Here is a 17165-nt window from a genome sequence, read left to right on the forward strand (position 1 = left end):
TACATCAATGATTTTTCATTTTAACCGGATGTATTTCTATTAAATTCTTTATATTTAAAATGGATATCATCCTTAACAAAGTCATCTACATGTCCTTTTATTCCTTTGTATGTACGTGTATTAATTTTTCCAGCTTTCCATTGTTGATGTAACTGCTTTAATACTTCCTTTTTCAAAAAAACAATCAATTCTTTTTCATGAACCCCTTGTTCTAAGGCGATTTCACCTAATGACTTGCCATTCTGTATAGACTTACTATATTCTTCTTCAGGGATATTTAGGAACTTGTATAATTTTTTATAATTATGTTTATAGTGAAAAGTACTATTATCCTCATATGAAGTCATGCTACTTTTAGCTTCTACAAATGCTGTGGAAGAAAAACTTAAACCTAAAAATGCCAAGATTATAATAAAACTTCTTAACATTATATTACCCCTTCCTATTTTTTAGTTGTACTTATTATTTAATAAATCTTAACAATGTATGCAAAATCCTATTTTAAAAAATCCAACCCAATATTATTTCACATTTTATGATTAGGAATAGTTTGTATAATGAACATAGGTTCCCTTTTTATTCTATATAAAATGAAACTGTTTCATTTCCTTCCTATTCTTCGACTACATTTGACTCTAAATTTTCTACTTACTTATTCATACTAAAAATGGTTAAATTTAATTTTCAGTATAATTTTCTGAATAAATTTATTTTTTGGAAAATACTGTTGAATATTGGTAATATTTACTGTACATTTAACATATAATGGTAAGTTATAAAAAAAGAAATGGGGATGATTTTGTGAAAACGCTAAAGAGAAATGTTTTTATGCTATTTGCTTTTATCATTGGCTTCACTACAATTGGAGTTAATTCAGCAAGTGCTTATACAAGTAAGAAATTCCCTGTAAGACCAGATCGATATGGTCAATGGGATGGAGTAACTATCAGTAAGCATGTTGGTGGAGATATCGCAGTAAGAGTGTGGCAACAAGGCATTCATAATGGACAACAAGCAGAAACCGAGTGGACATTAACGAGCTGGGAAACTGGAAAAATATATAAACAGTATTTAAAATATGATTATGATGGTGCATTCACCTTTAAAAATCTCCCTTACGGTTCTTATTCACTAACTTGGAGATCTTTAACAAGTGCACCAACAGAAGGCTGGTTTTATGTAGCAATGCCAGGTGGATCGGTTTATAAATAAAAAAGAGGGTATGTATGTTGTTTAACATACATACCCTCTTTTTATAATTTCTGCATGGATTGAGCTATTGTAATTAATTCTTGTTTAGAAATTCTTGAACTAAATAACTCAATCATTGTTCCATCTTGTACCCACATTAAATGCCCGCCTTGTACGTCTTTAATTCTTTTCGTTGGTGTTAACCGATGAAACACACCATTCATATTGTTTATTTTCACTCTTTCTCCATGTTCCCCAAGTTGAATATCATTACCCGTTCCCGCCCTTTCAATAATTGCAACTTTTAATTGCGTTCCTTCTCTATTCAAGAAATGTAATTGTAATTTCTCCATATTTTTATGTACTTGTTCCGGATATTTTAATTCTATACTCCAATCTTTTGCTATCTCCTTAGGAATAAAACAATTAAAAGAAGTCTTTCCTTTTAATTCATTCAGGGAAAATCCTTTATTAACTATATCCACATTTTCAGCATAAACATTGCTATTAAACAGACTAGCTGTCATAAACAGAAACAGTACAGTCATTAGCTTGAAAACAATATTTTTCATATTTTATCTCCTACCACAACGAATTTTACTATTAGTATTAGATTCCATTAGAAACTTTATACTAATTAGAACCAATAACAAATTAACACCGTTAAAGATTGAAATTTAAAACTAAAATATTGTATTCACTCGAAGTTGACATAACGTCCTATTATCAGTAGCAATGAAAAAGGGGATTCCTTACTCACAAAAGTGATCCCCTTTTTTATTTTCCATAAAGCTATTCATCTTTTTATGCATTCCTATTATGGCGCGGTTTTAGGTTTCGCATTTGTTACTGAATGAACCGAATAACTGTATAAAATCTTGCATCCTCTTAGCCTTTTCCCAAAAAATGCTGACTGTAACCCTACTATGTTAAAAATAAAAATAGATACTACTCTTATTCTATCTTTACAGTTTCTTTCGATAAGTATTTAAAAGCTGTATCAAAATATTCCTTTTTCCCCCAAGTATCTGAATTCCCTATTACTACAAAGTATTTCTTTGCTCTGCTTGCTGCAACGTTTAATAGATTTGGAGTACTGGACGCCCAATCTAACGGTCCTGTTCGCTGATCATCTACTCCCAAAACTAAAATGACTAATGGAGCTTCCTTTCCTTGGAAAGTATGAACCGTTCCGATTTCTATTTTTTTGTTTTCTACTGCATTTTTGTTTATCTGCTTTAATTTTTGAACTACACTTACAAAAGGTGAAATAATGTAGCAATCTTTCCCTGGATTATTTTGCGTAAACTTATTAGCGATCTCAATCGCTTTTTTTCCTTGCTCAGGAATATAGTGGTTTCCTGAACCAGTAGTTCTTCCTCCAATATTAAACCATTGACTCATGTACATTGGATCCTCTACCATATCTTTGTTCTTAGTCGCATGTAACATCTTGTCTTGATATGTTGTTTTATTACATATCTCAAACATAGGGCTGTCACAACGTCTATGTACACGAAGCGGTGAGCTCAACCACTTTGTGTTATTTTTGGAGTCACTCATTGTTCCGCCAAATTTGTTATTAAGATCAGCAAATTCTTGTACACTTACTTCACTTCTAGTTAAATGATAGAAAAATGAGCTTTCACTCGTAATTCCAGCACTTTCATTTGCTATTAATTTGAGCTGATCATCACTCAACGTTACAACCGGAGGTATTTGTAATGGATCACCTACCACTACAACATTTCTGGAACGCCAAATGGCTCCAATTGCAGATTGTGGTGTAGCTTGACCTGCCTCATCAATAAACAGCCAACCAATATCTTCCGTTTTCAAATCCCTTAAAAATCTTGAAACAGAAGCAAATGTTGAAGAAATTATAGGTGTAAGTAGGAATATAGTATCAAACATCGCTTGGATGAAGTCTTCCCTTTGCTTTTCATTAATTTGAGAATCAAGATTCGTTTTTTCTTTCCCACCTAAAAAATAAGCCCTTGCTAAAGTTAAATTTTTTTCTATTTTGTCCTGGTTTTCAATTAAGAAAGTACAATATTCATCCATCATTGTTTTGAATAGCTTACTCCGAACACAATTAATTCGATCTTCTTTATTATCACCATCAATATTAACAAATTGTTTTTGTGATGATTGCCATTTTTCGTCATCTATATCATCAAAGTCATCGTTTACTTGCGCGGTTTTAATCATACTTGATATCTGTTTTTCTAAACTATCAAAGGAATACTCAGCACTAGCATGTATATTACACAGATCATTAAGCTCATCTGAAATATTTTGAAAATATTCTTTTATATTTGCTGATTTCCCCATTGCAGCTGATATTTTCCCCCAGCAACTTTCATTCTTGTTATATCCTAAATAAGTGTAATTGTTTTTTATTAATTCCTCATCTTTAGGCAAATCCATACTTATATTTTCAACAGCAGCATTATTATTTGATGTAACTAAAATACGATATTCTTTAAGTTTTGAATGAAAAGAATAATAATAATCCTCTTGTCCCTCAGAAAATTGTATTTTTGTAAATAAATTCTGTGTTTCCTTTAAAAACTTTACCTTTTCAAAAATAATATTGGCAAATACATCTTTTAATAATGTAGTTTTACCTGTACCTGGAGGACCGTTTACCGAAAAAATAAACCCCTCCTTTTCCTTTGAATTTGCAATAATAAGATTTAAAGCTACCTGCTGCATTAAACCTAGCGGAAAACCTGAAGGCCATCTGGTAATTGGAATATCTCGTAAAATCCTTTTTATTTCGTTAATACTTTCATTATTAAAAAAGTCTACTCTTTCACCTGAGTTTTTTAATGTTTCCCAGTTATCTAAGGCAAGATATGTTTTTAATGCTTTACCTATCTTTTCATATTTAATGTTATATTTTACTTCCTCCAAATCTTCAATATAAAAACTGTTTACTCCTACATATTCTTTGTATGTAAGTCGAATATTTTTCTCATAATCCTTATCACTAGAAAATCGAAATACTCCTTCTTTATCGAAGTGGCTATGTTTTATGTATGATTTTAATATACTTTGAATGTTCCGAGAAAGTTCTAACCAATTTTTATATCTAACATGTATAAACTTTATACTCTTAGCCAGTTCCACGTGTTCTTCTGACTCATTAAACTCTAAGTCATTACTAATTTTACTGTAATTTTCACTTTCAATTACCGACGTTATTGTACTTAATAAATCCAACTCTAAATCTTTTAAACTTTTTCCAGGGCGAAGAAAATATTTAATTATAGGACTAACTACCACACTAGATTCTAACGTTTTATCCTTTATTGGTTTTAGCATATGATCTAACTGAATATGAATAAGAAAACTATTAGGAAACCCTTGAAAATCAGTAAAACTAATTTTCTTATTAAATTCGTTAGAAAAGTATCTTAGCACTTCTTCTTTTGCAACAGGTAAATAGAATAAAGATGCTTTTGCATCCATTAAATACTTACCTTTTGCACTTTCCCCCCTTTTTTGTAGAAATATTTGCATATAATTTTGAGGTGAACCATTGGGTCTTATAAAATCAAAGTAATCAAGCTTAGGTTCTTTATGAAAATAATTTTTAAAGTTAAAAAGGCTTAATGATTCTTTATCACAATTCATAAAATTAAAATGTTCTAGTTCAATGAAATAATTCATTACTTTTGAGGATACTTCCTTATAATCACTATTTTTAATTTCTTTTTACTATTAAAAATTAAAGAAAAAATTTTCTTTAAACCACTCATTATTAATCTCCTTTGATAAAACAAGATATTATCTAAATTATACCAAATATCCTATTGAAATATAGTCTGATTAAATCAAAAAATTTCCAGTAAGGAGCCATCTTTATTTATCGTGATTTCTTAGGTTGATAGCGTTGGGGTAATACCTCTTTTTTGTGGATTTAAAATAACGGTTAACTGTTATAAAAAAGTTGCAATGCTTTTTCTCTTACAAAATAAAAGATTTGACTTTAAGATTAGACCCGATTTTGAGGTAGTAAAGAATAATCCAATCGTTGAGAATTTTATTTTAAGAGTAAAAATGCATTAATTAAAAATCCAATAAAAGAAAATCGAACTAGATAGCCTTTCTAGATTGATTTTCTTTTTTATATTCTCTAGGAATATTCCTCTTCACTGCAACTCATTGCTATTTGTATAAGAGAAAATGGGATTTGATAAGGACTGTGGGTTGTATGCAGTCCTTTTTCGTTACAATAAAAAAGGAAATAGAAAATATCAGGGTTATAAGGAAGTGAAAATGGTAGAATAATATGTTACGAAGTAATGGGTGGACTGTAATCGGAGTGTAGGGTATACAGGCAATCAAGACATGGGGAATCACGTTTGCGGTATCCTTCCCCAAATCACAATAACCAGTAGCTTAAGACTTTTAATATAATATTAAAAAGTGGATATTCTTAAACACATATCCACTTTCAACTACGTATATTTGTCACCTTAAACATACTTTTTTCCCTATTTATATACTTACCTTCGCTTCTCCAATATCCTGCTTTTTAATTAAATCTAAGTAAAAATGTGAGACAGTTGTGTTGTAATAAGGATAAATAAAAATAAATGATAGATTAAATGTAAACATTCCGATAAATGCGGCTAATAAAAACCATCCTATAAATGATAACCAAAGAACAAATAACTTTAGCTTTTGTCCTTTCATTATTCTTTTACTTTCTCTCAATGCTTCACTTGCTGTATAATCAGGATTCTCTACTAATATGTAATACGACATGGAATAAGAAAAATATTTAATAATACCTGGAACAATTAATAAGAGACTCCATAAAAATAGAAAAATAGCTTGCAGCAGCCCCAATTTCATTGATTTAAACACATTCTTCTTTTTAAATCCCGAAAATACATCGTCTAGTCTACCTTAGCATCTTCTTTTTTCCCTAAGTGTAAAGTAAAAACAGAATATCCATAATTGAAGATACCTTGTATGAGACTATAAATTAGAAAACAAACCCCACCTAAACCAATATAACTTAAAATAAGTACAGCAAGTGCTGTTGGATCTACTTGTGGTTCTCCACCAATTGAATAAATAAATAATGCATCCGGGCCAATTATCCCGATAAACAGTGCAAATATTAAATACATGAAAGTGGCTATTGCTGATGCACTTAAGGTCGGTACAAAATAGAATAAAGCTGATACTCCTATACCTACTCCCCATTTCCCATCTAACGAGTTAAGTGCTGCTTTCTTAAAATTTCTTGTCATTCTTGTATTCCCTCCTTTTTTCTTATTTTGCTTTACTAAAAACATAAAAGAACTTGTAGCAGGCCCCGCTACAAGTTCTTTTAGCCAAATACTTTAGCTCCTCGAAAAATTATTTATTCTACACAATCGGGGGTAATGCCTAAAATATGGTTTGTTAACATCATTATATAACATAATTATGAATTCTTGTTAAAAATTCTATATTTTCAGACAAATAATTCTCCACATTTTTACTTATTTTTTATTTTCATGTAGTCTTTTCTATTGGGGGTAGCACCACATTGCTATCAAGTTAAGAAAGGTAAATGCCCCCAGAGCGAAATTTTGTGCTAACTTGTAGCAAAAAACTCATTTTATTTTTTGCTTAGCGTTGTCTGTTTCCGAAATGCTGGTGGTACCCCTAATTGTCGTGATAAAAGGAGTGGATCCCCCACTCCTCTTCTATTATCATATGATTGTTTAACAACATGTCTTCATAGCTAGATTTAGCCTTAAACTTCAACATTTTTGCCTTTCAGTAAAAATTATCCCTCTCCTTTTACGCTTGCTCCGACTTTCAAAATTATTTCGTATACCCACGATTCAGTTCCGTTAACTTTTCATTGATGTTAAAAATTTTCACTCTAATATCTTTAACACCAGCTGCCTCAAGTCTGTTCTTGTGCATTTCCGCGTATTTTTCAGCATCTTGTTTTTCTTCAAATACATAGATGCCTCCAGCTTCTTTTGTTTCTTGATTCTCTGTCCATATTTTCCAATGGAATCCTTCTTCTTCGTTAATACTGTTTGCTAAATCCCAAAATCCTTTTTCCATTTCTTCACCAAAAGGACCTTCAAACGGAAAATCAACTTGTAATAAATATGCCATCTTTACTCACTCCTATTTTTAATATAAAATTCTTACCATTTCTTTTACTAATTATAATTTTTTTGATTCTAACGATGATACTGTTTACATTCGTATTGCTATTATTCCACCACTAATTTGAAAATCATACTATTTATAAAATACCCACAAAACGGTAGCAATTTGAACGCAAACAGTTTTAAGTTATGTTTAAAAAATATGATACAAACTTATCCCTACACTAAGGATGAACAAAACAAGCGCAGGTATTGCTTTCTTAAAGGGATCTCTCGCTAGTACAATAAGAGTTAATGCAGCTGCAAGCATCGTACCGCCTAACAACAATCCTGCTAATAAAGCTACTGTTGGAATCCAAATTCCTATTAACATTCCAATCGCTCCTACAATCTCAAAAGCTCCGGTTAAGAAATTAAAAAACGAAGGTAAACCAAATCGCTTGAACTCATCTGCCATTTTCCCAGATATAATTTTCGTACCTGTCATTAAAAAGAAAACAAACAACACTACTTTTACAATATTGATGAAAATTAAAATAGTAATCACACCTTTCTTATTATTTGATGAAAACTCGGTATTGTTCAGGTAGTAATCACTACCTTTACCCTATTTCCTGAGATTGACCATAGGGAAATTGCTTCAATTTTAAAGGGATAAAAATTACATGCTATAGCATATATAATACAAAAATTTGACTGGTACTAGGTAAAAAAGTGATCCTGAATCAGATATCATACAAAATAAAGCTATCTTCCCATTCCTCTAAACGAAACTACATGTTATAGCACACATAAAACAAAGTTTGTTCCTTATAAATAGCATAGCATCAATAAGGAACAAGTATTAATAGCGTGTATCATACAATTTGTTTAATAATGATTGTAATACTTTAATCTCTTCTTCGCTCAAATTACTCGTAACGAAATGGTGAGCGTCTGTCACTACAGGCAAGATTGTTTTCTTTAACTCGTCACCTTTTTCAGTTAAAAAAAGGTTATGTGAACGTCGATCTTGCTCATTCAAATCCTTCTTTACAATCCCTTTTCTCTCCATTGACTGTATCATTCTTACGACAGTAGTTTGATCTTTATCAATTGCTTCTGCTAACTCTTTTTGAGTAGTGGCCCTTTGGCTACAAAGAACACTAATAATCCCCCACTGCTCTGGCGTAACTCCAAAAGGCTTTAATTTCTTCGTAAAATAATTCGTCATTTTCACATCAGTACGATGAACAAGATAGCCTATTAAATCATGTAAGTTCATATATCACCTCTATAAATTAATATATAAAAGAGTATAGCATACCAGTCAATTATTCACAGTGAATGTATTCATTTTATTAATTATATGCTATAGCATATATATTATAGTAGGTCATTTTAATTGTCAAATGAATTACCTATTTCTCTACAGTATCAGTCCAACTTACTAAAAAAAACAAAATCCCGCATTCAATGAAAATACGGGATTTTTATAAATGAGTTATTCACTTATTCGAAAGAAGGTCATTCGTTACATATTACTTATTTAATTAAGAAACATTCATATACCAGCCCAAACATCTTTTCCATATCGCCCTTCATCTTGCAAACGATCCAACCAATTCCTTGCTTCTTGTTCACTGACTTCATGAATTTCTTGATAGGCTTGACAAAGGGTGTCTTCTACGTCAGGAGCCATTTTACTTCCATCACCACATATATAAAGATGGGCCCCATTATCTAATAACGAAATTAAATGGATTCTATCTTCTTTTATTACATGCTGTACATATGTTTTAGGGTGTCCTTCTAAGCGAGAAAAAGCTGTGTGTAAAGAGATTAATCCCTCTCTTTCATCATTCTCTAGTTCTGTACGATAAAGATAATCCTTTTCAGGATGACGACAACCAAAGTATAGATGTGCTTCTCCTACCTTCATACCTTTTTGCTTTTGAACACGACGCGCTTGTAAGAATCCACGGAATGGTGCAATTCCAGTGCCTGGTCCAACCATGATAATTGGTGTTTCTGGATTTTCAGGTAATTGAAAGTTTGATTGTGGCGTTCGAATAAAACAGATAATCTCATCTTTATTATGACGCTGAGCTAAATAATTAGAAGCGACTCCTTCATATGTCCCTTCCCCGCTCCATGCAGGCGCATTTACAACACCAACCGTAATGCTTAGACGATCCTGGGCAACGAGTGGAGAACTTGAGATAGAATAGTAACGCGGTTTGAGCGCCGGAAGAAGTTCTAAAAATCGTTCAAATCGGATTTCACAAGCCTCATACTTTTCAAGAAGATCTAACATTGAAATACGTTTCTTTAATATTTGTTCTTGATAAACTCCCTCTTCCAATAATGATTCCAATTCCTTTTTATGAGGAGGGCATACTGTGAATGTCACCATTTCTCGTATTTGTGCTCGAGTGGCTGCTTCTTGCACTTCGACACTATAACTAAGAAGGTCAAATAACCGAACAGGACTGTCTAAAGGTATGTGATTTACACTGCGCCCACTTGCGCTTAATATGACTTGATCCTTCCCGTTTAATCCAAAGCGTTTTAAAATTCGGTTGACATTTTTCTCACTATTAATTGGTAGTACCCCAAGGTGGTCTCCTTCTTTATATGTAGCCCCTTCTGGCAAGGATATTTCAATATGTCGCGTGCTTCTTTCACTGCTAGATGATTGAAGTTCACGATTTTCTAGTATAGATGCATAAACTGCTTCATATGTTCGCGCAAGAGGAGATCCTCCAAGACGGCTGACAAATTGCAGGCTCAAAGTACTGCGTTCTTTCTCCATGTTTTTGTTAAGTTCCAATCCAAATGCCTTCATCGCATCAGACCACATACTTTGTTTCCATTGCTCGAGCTGTTCCTCGAAATCACCACTTGCATCTGCTTCTCCGCGTTTAGAAAATCTTGTTGCTCCTTTTTGAGCCATTTGCTCATCAATGTATCTTGGAATTCGCTGATAAGTACTAGCCCAATTATGATCTCCACAACCAAAAACTGCGTATTGAACACCTTTTAGCTCATCTGGTTTCAATTCCTCCAACCATTGCACAAACTGTCCTGCATTACTTGGCGGTTTTCCATTATAAGAAGAAGTTACAATAAGAACCGCTCCTTCTTTTGGCAAACTTCCAATTCGATCGTTAAGAGCTGCCACTTCCGTTTGAACACCTTCTAAACTAGCCGTATCTGCTAGTTCTCTTGCAATACCTTCTGCTACCCCTGTATCCGAACCATACAGAACAAGCAGTGAAAGATTATCGGCTCCAATAATGGAAGGAGTCTTCTGAACTTGCTGCTTGGTTTCATCGTTTTTCAGTTTCTCCTCTGTAGGCGCAAGAACAGTAGTATGGCTAATAGTTTCATTTCGAGGTACAATCCTAATCTTAAAATCACCAGGCTTTAGCGTTAATGTTTGTTTTACGTCCAGCTGATAGTCTTCATAATCGATGAATTCAAAATGTTGAAGAAGCATTCCCATTACGAGTGTCGCTTCATGAAGTGCAAACTGCATACCGATACATGCTCGCTGACCATTTCCAAATGGTTTATAAGCATGATGAGGAACCTTATCCAGCTCTTCAAATCGTTCAGGTTGGAATTCTTCCACATTGTCTCCCCACGCGTCTTTATCCCTATGTAGCTGCGGAATAAGGACAGAAATACGATCCTCGCCTTTCTTAATTGGATATTTCCCACCAATTACTGTATCTTCTTTTGCATAGAGACTGAATGCTGGAGCAGTCGGCCATAAACGTAGTGATTCATTTAAAATCATCCGTATATACTTAAGCTTCATAACTTGTTGGTATGTTGGAGTGGGATCTGTCAAAACACGGTCTACTTCTTCATAGGCTTTTTTCAATTTATCCGGATTCTTTAATAAAAAATAGATTGCAAAAGATAACAATCCACTTGTTGTTTCATGTCCAGCTATTAAAAAAGTGATAATTTGAAAACGAATATTTTCATCGTCTAATTTTTCACCCGTTTCCGGATCCTTCACATGTAACATACGGGAAAGTAAATCATTTTCTTCCTGATTTCCACTACTTTTACGTTCAGCAATAATATTATCTACTAAAGAAAACATAGATTGAATATCATGCTGAAATTGACGTTTCGTTCTCCACATAAGTTTGTCTTCTATATCCAGTCTCTGCAATTGGTGCATCGCCTCATCTAGCGCACGGGTCATGCTAGTGATAAAAGGATGAGAGGTCTCACGATAAAAGCTATTAAATCGGTAATTAAAACCACATAGACCAATTGTATCTAATGTAAGGCGAGTCATATCCCCTGGGACATCTACATTTTCATTCGGATTCAGTCTTGCCCATTTTTGAACGAGTTGCACGGCAATATCGACCATCATAGCATGATAATCTTTCATTGCCCGTTGACTGAATGTAGGCATCAAAATATTATGAGCTTTTTTCCAGTTAGGCTCGTCAGTCTCGCTTGTAAATAGTCCGTCTCCAGCAAAAGCACGAACCTTTGCTAAAGCACCCTCTATACTTTTATCAAATCTTGTTTCATCACAAACTTCCGCTACCAGTTCATGTCCAGAAACGACAATGATGGTATCACTCAAAGTTTGAATTTGAAAAATAGGACCATACTCTTCTGCCAGCTTAATAAACGATAGAGTCGGTTTATCTTTATCGATTAATGGGAGATTCCCTAGCGGTCCATATGTTTTCGGCTGAGGAATGGCAGATACTTTTTTATCCATTACAAACACCCTTTCAAAAAATACTAAAATATCCCATTCAATAAAAAGAAGATAGCAATGAATCGCCTGGGATAAAGATATGTAATTGATTACCTTATTTTATCTTTTCCATAACTATTCACGATTATGATATTGCTTATAAGGTTGGTAATCTAAACCGTCTATTGACATTAGATTTATACCTTGCAGAAAAAATAATATATTACAATGAGGCGTATTATTATAATGTTTATTAGAAATTGAGAGCTAAAGGTTGTAGTATTAGGAAAACCAGTAGTTTCTCATGTCAATTCAAACAAATACGATAAGCAAGTATACTCTGTTGCTAATGAAAAAGGATTTGATATTCATATCAAATCCTTTTTCATTCTGTGTAATTATTTCACTTTTTCTTTCATCTCTTTTCCCCTTTTAGTAGAAATCATCATCTCGATTTTTATTTTGCTCTATCGATTTAACCTCTCGACAGCTTCCGCGCTTGTATCTACACGTTTAACGAAAAAAACTAATAGTAGTGCAACAACATTCATGCCAAGCGCTACATAGAATGAATGCTGAATTCCGGATAACAAAGCCTTCTGCGTTACCATTGCCTTCGTAGCTTCTGTGAAGGTTGTTGGATCTACATGAGCCATTAAACTTTCAGCTTTTGTTTTTGTTACAGAATTCATAATCGTAACAAGAATAGCAGTACCAATTGAACCGGACACTTGTTGAGCTGTATTATTAACAGCTGTACCGTGCGGATTTAAGCGAGTTGGCAATTGATTAAGGCCATTTGTCATAAGTGGCATCATCACCATCGCCATCCCAAACATCCGCAGCGTATAAATAAGGATAATATGTGTGTGACTAGAATCGATTTGCAGATTTGCCAACATATAAGTTGAAACAGCTGTAATGGAAAGTCCTACTATACCAAGAAGCCGAGGGCCATACTTATCAAATAGTTTACCTGTAATGGGTGACATAACTCCCATTATTACCGCACCTGGAAGCATCATTAGCCCAGAGCTCAGCGGCGAAATACCACGGACATTTTGTACATAAGCCGGTGTTAAAATCATCCCTGAAAACATAGCCACCGCATTAACAATTGCAATTACAGACGCAAGTGCAAACATTGGGTACTTATAAACACGTAAATCCAATAACGGTTCATTCATTTTTAATTGACGAATAATGAATGCAATTAGGGCAATAGCGCCTATGATTAAGGTTATTACGACAACTTTATTTGTCCAACCATCGGAGCTTGCAGAACTAAATCCATATAACAAACCGCCAAAACCGACAGAAGATAATAGTAATGAGAGATAATCAAGTTTTGCATTTTTGTTTTGTCTCATGACATTCTCAGATTTCCAAATCCCTAACAGTAAGCTAATGATTGCTAGCGGTAAAATCATTTCAAAAAGCAAACGCCAGTCATAATACTCTACAATATAACCTGATAGTGTCGGTCCAATTGCTGGAGCTGTAATCATAACTAACCCAAAAATCCCCATTGCTGTTCCCCTTTTTTCTCTCGGAAAGCTTACTAGCATAATATTCATTAACAAAGGTCCCATCACTGAAGAACCTGCTGCTTGAACCATCCGACCAGTAAGTAATAAACCGAAGTTCGGTGCTACAGCCGCTAAAGCCGTACCAAGAGTAAAAATCACCATAGATGTAATAAATAAGCTCCTATTGGAGAAGCGTGTTATTAAAAATGCTGATGCCGGAATTAATATACCACTTACAAGCATATACCCTGTAGAAAGCCACTGGATCGTTGAATAATCTTTAATATCTAAATCCTTCATTATTGATGGCAAGGCCACATTCAAAAGCGAGTTATTTAGAAATGAAACAAATGCCCCAATAAAAAGGATTACAAGCATTACATATGGTGGTTTTCTTTTATGTAACGTTTCACTCATAGATTGATTTGCTCCTTCATTATCAATTCCATTGATTAATTTAACTCGTTTGCATATTTGCACGAGAATTTATTACCCTTGCAGTATTTTGCCAAACTCTTCGAATGGATATTCTCTTTTTAGCAATTCTACTTACCCAGCTTAAAATTTTGAATGAATATGTAAACACGTTTGTTAACCGAAATTACATTAGGCTAAAATAAACAAAAAGAGCTAATGAAAATACCCTTCTAAAATAAAGCGAAACTTTAATCCATGTTTTTTTACTGACAGCCCACACACCCATTCCTTTAAATACAGGCTTGGAAATCTAGTTATGTAACCATCCATAAAAAGAAATATTACATAGGCTAAGTCTAACATTACATTTTTAAAGTAAGGGGAATAAGCTTATGCACCAATATTGGTATGTGAATTCAAAGGAAAACGAGGAACAATATAATAACCAAAATTCAATGTCATCATTATATTCACAGCCCCAAATAAATAAAGCTGACGAAATGAGTGGTTTGAAGATTTGTGAGGATTGGAGTTGTCGCTTCTATCCAATTGGTTCGGATTCACCAGCCAATTATATGACTTTCACTCCCGATCCTCCTCCCTTCTCTTTTGGTCAGCCAATCCATTATGCAGGGATGATGCCCCAAGGACATCCTGCTAATTGGACTCCATTACCAAGCCATGCAGGTTTTAATTATCAAAAACCTCCCATCCCCTGGGCTCAACCATTCAATCATACAGGGATGTTTGCACAAGGACATCTTGCCGCTTTACTATCACCGCCAGCTAAAGCTTTTAAATTCAGTAACAATAACGGGGGTATTTTCGGAAACTCTCCAGGATGGGGAGGACAGGTAAGCCCCATGGGATGGGGCAATAACGGAGGTTACGGTCAGCCAGGAATGCTTGGAAACTTACTTACAGTAGGAAAAGGCACTATGAATGGAATTGGAATGCTTAGTAGTCTAATGGGTATGGGGAAGTTCTTTTTTTAGTGGATTAGAACGAGAGGATAGGTCCATAGCCCAGACTTAAAAACCAGTTCCTTTTCTCCATTGATTTCATCTTCTTATACATGCTTCTAATACTCCCTACAAGTTCGTTTCCTCATCTTTCAAATTATAAAAACATCTATTATCTTGTATCTAATAACTTTATAGAGGTGTGGTAGCACCAACAAAACGCAAAAACCCGGTTCCTTTACGAAAGAACCGAGTTTTTTAATTTTAATTCATTTGAAAAGTAGTCAAATCTTTTTTTCATTATTTAACACTTTGAACACGGCCAATTTGTCCATCTTGTAATCGAACTTTAATGCCGTATGTATGTGTTTCACTATGTGTCAAAATGTCTTTCACAACGCCACTTACAGTTTTACTATAATCATTATCCAATTGAATAACTACATGTGAACCAACTGAAATTTGTGATCTTGTTGGTTTCCCACCTGTTGCTTGTGTCGGTTTTTCTTGTTTTTGTGTTCTCTCCTGTTGTGTAGATTGCTGTTGCTGAGCTTTCTTCTCTTCTTGCTTGCGTTTTTCTTCAGCTACTCTTTGTTGCTCTTCTTGCTTACGTTTTTCTTCTTCTACTTTTTGTTGCTCTTCTTGTTTACGTTTTTCTTCTTCTGCTTTTTGTTGCTCTTCTTGTTTACGTTTTTCTTCTTCTGCTTTTTGTTGCTCTTCTTGTTTACGTTTTTCTTCTTCTACTCTTTGCTGCTCTTCTTGTTTACGTTTTTCTTCTTCTGCTTTTTGTTGCTCTTCTTGTTTACGTTTTTCTTCTTCTACTTTTTTGTCTTCATCCACTTTTTGCTCATTTGGCGCGCCCTTTAACTTTTCTTCATTACCTTTACAAGCACTTAAAGCAATTACACATAAACTCATAAGTGCAAATAATAACAATTTCTTTGACATTTAAAAATCCTCCTATATACACATTACAAATCAATAACTTTCATAGCATAACAAAAATAAAATCCTTTCTTTGTCAAAATTTGTCGTATATATTTATTTTCTACTAAACACTGATACTACAATAAAAATGGAGATTATTATGTCGATTCTTGCAAAAAATACGTTCGTCTGCTAGTCAAGTAAACCTAATTCATAAAAATCTTCATCTTATGTATGAAAGAACTTGAAGCAAAAAATGGAAAGAGGCTGTCTCAAGTATTTAGTGAAACCATTGAAAAAGCATTAATAATCCGAGATATTTTAATTAGCATAATCTATTACTTACGAATAATAGGAAAGGATCTTCCATCGAAAGATCCTTTCCTATTGCTCATCTAACTTAATAAATAGGTTAATTGCATAACGCTCTTCTAACTTTCCTTGCGAAGCTTAGTGGATCATCAACGTCTTCAATATTAACGTAAATCAACATACCTTCCCCGTGGATTAATTATTAACCCATAAGCTTGCCATAAATGCTGTTGGTTTGTAATAAAGTTTGATCAAAAGCATGCTACAAAAATTGATTTTTCGATAAAAAAACCAAATATTTTGAAAGAAAACTCGATCAAAATGCTTGGTTTTTTTGTTGTTAGTGAATCATTTTTCTACCTGTGTTTGCTCAACAATCGCGCCCAATTGCGATATTATTAAATTGTTACCCTTTTTTCCTTTTCGGCCAAATAAAATTGCTTATGGCAATCAAAAGATCGATACCTAACACAAGTGTCCATACTTTTAGAAAGCCGGCCAACACTTCTGTTCGAGAAGAATCGTTAATTAAATAGATTAAGACAAATAAAATTCCGGCACCTATTAGAAAAGCAAGCACATGTTGTCCCCAGCTTTTAAAGTAGTGTTTTGCATAATCAATGCCAAATCTTTTAACTGGTTTCGCTCCTTGTTTCATCACATAATATTGAAAGCGTATATCAGCCCACTCAATCATACTCCTACCGAATGCAATTGAGATTCCAATATAAACAGCAGCTATTGCATGCACTTGGGTAGCAGTCGCACCACGATACAAGTCGACACCCGTAACAACTAATAAAATTAAATCAATAACAGGTGTTAAAGCTAGGAAAAACAATCCTAATTTATTTTTCTTAAGGATATATCGTGTGAGCAGACCTAAAGTTATAACAACCCAAAACCCTATTTCACAAGCAACGATCAACCACGCAATTACATTCACCCCAACACCCCCTTGTACAACGCA

At 33.8% G+C, this 17165-nt stretch carries 11 protein-coding genes and 3 pseudogenes; 2 read left to right on the forward strand and 12 right to left on the reverse strand.

Annotated features, from left to right (window positions below):
* Positions 1 to 20: 20 nt before the first annotated feature.
* Positions 21 to 404 (reverse strand): hypothetical protein, encoded by a 384-nt coding sequence (locus ACTFNE_RS09445; protein WP_254796429.1) that lies wholly within the window; start codon positions 402 to 404, stop codon positions 21 to 23.
* Between the two features lie 397 nt (positions 405 to 801).
* Here ACTFNE_RS09445 and ACTFNE_RS09450 point away from each other — a divergent pair, with 397 nt between their 5' ends.
* Positions 802 to 1212 (forward strand): hypothetical protein, encoded by a 411-nt coding sequence (locus ACTFNE_RS09450; protein ID WP_046199577.1) that lies wholly within the window; start codon positions 802 to 804, stop codon positions 1210 to 1212.
* Positions 1213 to 1253: 41 nt separating this feature from the next.
* On the opposite strand, the gene ACTFNE_RS09455 is transcribed toward ACTFNE_RS09450, so the two are convergent.
* The 8 genes and pseudogenes from ACTFNE_RS09455 to ACTFNE_RS09490 all read right to left on the reverse strand — a co-directional run bounded on the left by ACTFNE_RS09455 (position 1254) and on the right by ACTFNE_RS09490 (position 13994).
* Positions 1254 to 1763 carry a DUF4367 domain-containing protein gene (locus ACTFNE_RS09455; RefSeq protein WP_046199578.1) on the reverse strand — a complete coding sequence of 170 codons (510 nt, stop codon included), beginning with the start codon at positions 1761 to 1763 and terminating at the stop codon, positions 1254 to 1256.
* A 382-nt stretch (positions 1764 to 2145) separates the two neighbouring features.
* Positions 2146 to 4958, reverse strand: a pseudogene (locus ACTFNE_RS09460) (AAA domain-containing protein).
* Positions 4959 to 5700: 742 nt separating this feature from the next.
* A pseudogene (locus ACTFNE_RS09465) lies at positions 5701 to 6464 on the reverse strand (DUF975 family protein).
* A 562-nt stretch (positions 6465 to 7026) separates the two neighbouring features.
* A complete protein-coding gene (locus ACTFNE_RS09470; RefSeq protein ID WP_000323770.1) occupies positions 7027 to 7332 on the reverse strand; it encodes a monooxygenase in 306 nt (101 codons plus the stop codon).
* Positions 7333 to 7521: 189 nt separating this feature from the next.
* Entirely contained in the window at positions 7522 to 7872 is a 351-nt protein-coding gene (locus tag ACTFNE_RS09475) for a DoxX family protein (RefSeq protein WP_046199621.1), read from the reverse strand.
* A gap of 300 nt (positions 7873 to 8172) precedes the next feature.
* Complete coding sequence (locus tag ACTFNE_RS09480; protein ID WP_001048555.1) at positions 8173 to 8592, reverse strand: MarR family winged helix-turn-helix transcriptional regulator; 420 nt, start codon at positions 8590 to 8592, stop codon at positions 8173 to 8175.
* A gap of 279 nt (positions 8593 to 8871) precedes the next feature.
* Positions 8872 to 12069, reverse strand: a complete 3198-nt coding sequence (gene cypD / locus ACTFNE_RS09485) for a bifunctional P-450/NADPH--P450 reductase (RefSeq protein WP_270706097.1) — start codon at positions 12067 to 12069, stop codon at positions 8872 to 8874.
* A 446-nt stretch (positions 12070 to 12515) separates the two neighbouring features.
* On the reverse strand, positions 12516 to 13994 hold the full coding sequence (locus ACTFNE_RS09490; RefSeq protein WP_086708326.1) for a DHA2 family efflux MFS transporter permease subunit: 1479 nt from the start codon (positions 13992 to 13994) through the stop codon (positions 12516 to 12518).
* A gap of 392 nt (positions 13995 to 14386) precedes the next feature.
* Here ACTFNE_RS09490 and ACTFNE_RS09495 point away from each other — a divergent pair, with 392 nt between their 5' ends.
* Positions 14387 to 14989 (forward strand): hypothetical protein, encoded by a 603-nt coding sequence (locus tag ACTFNE_RS09495; RefSeq protein ID WP_270706096.1) that lies wholly within the window; start codon positions 14387 to 14389, stop codon positions 14987 to 14989.
* A 267-nt stretch (positions 14990 to 15256) separates the two neighbouring features.
* On the opposite strand, the gene ACTFNE_RS09500 is transcribed toward ACTFNE_RS09495, so the two are convergent.
* The 3 genes and pseudogenes from ACTFNE_RS09500 to ACTFNE_RS09510 form a co-directional block, all read right to left on the reverse strand.
* Positions 15257 to 15904: a YwbE family protein gene (locus ACTFNE_RS09500; protein WP_439997978.1), complete on the reverse strand. Its 648-nt coding sequence runs from the start codon at positions 15902 to 15904 to the stop codon at positions 15257 to 15259.
* Between the two features lie 391 nt (positions 15905 to 16295).
* Positions 16296 to 16373: pseudogene (locus ACTFNE_RS09505) on the reverse strand (DUF1259 domain-containing protein); the annotation flags it as partial.
* Positions 16374 to 16601: 228 nt separating this feature from the next.
* A complete protein-coding gene (locus ACTFNE_RS09510; RefSeq protein ID WP_074533225.1) occupies positions 16602 to 17141 on the reverse strand; it encodes a hypothetical protein in 540 nt (179 codons plus the stop codon).
* Between the last annotated feature and the right edge of the window lie 24 nt (positions 17142 to 17165).

It is taken from the genome of Bacillus cereus group sp. MYBKT111-2 (genome assembly GCF_051915205.1).
GTDB classification, from domain to species: Bacteria; Bacillota; Bacilli; order Bacillales; family Bacillaceae_G; genus Bacillus_A; species Bacillus_A paranthracis.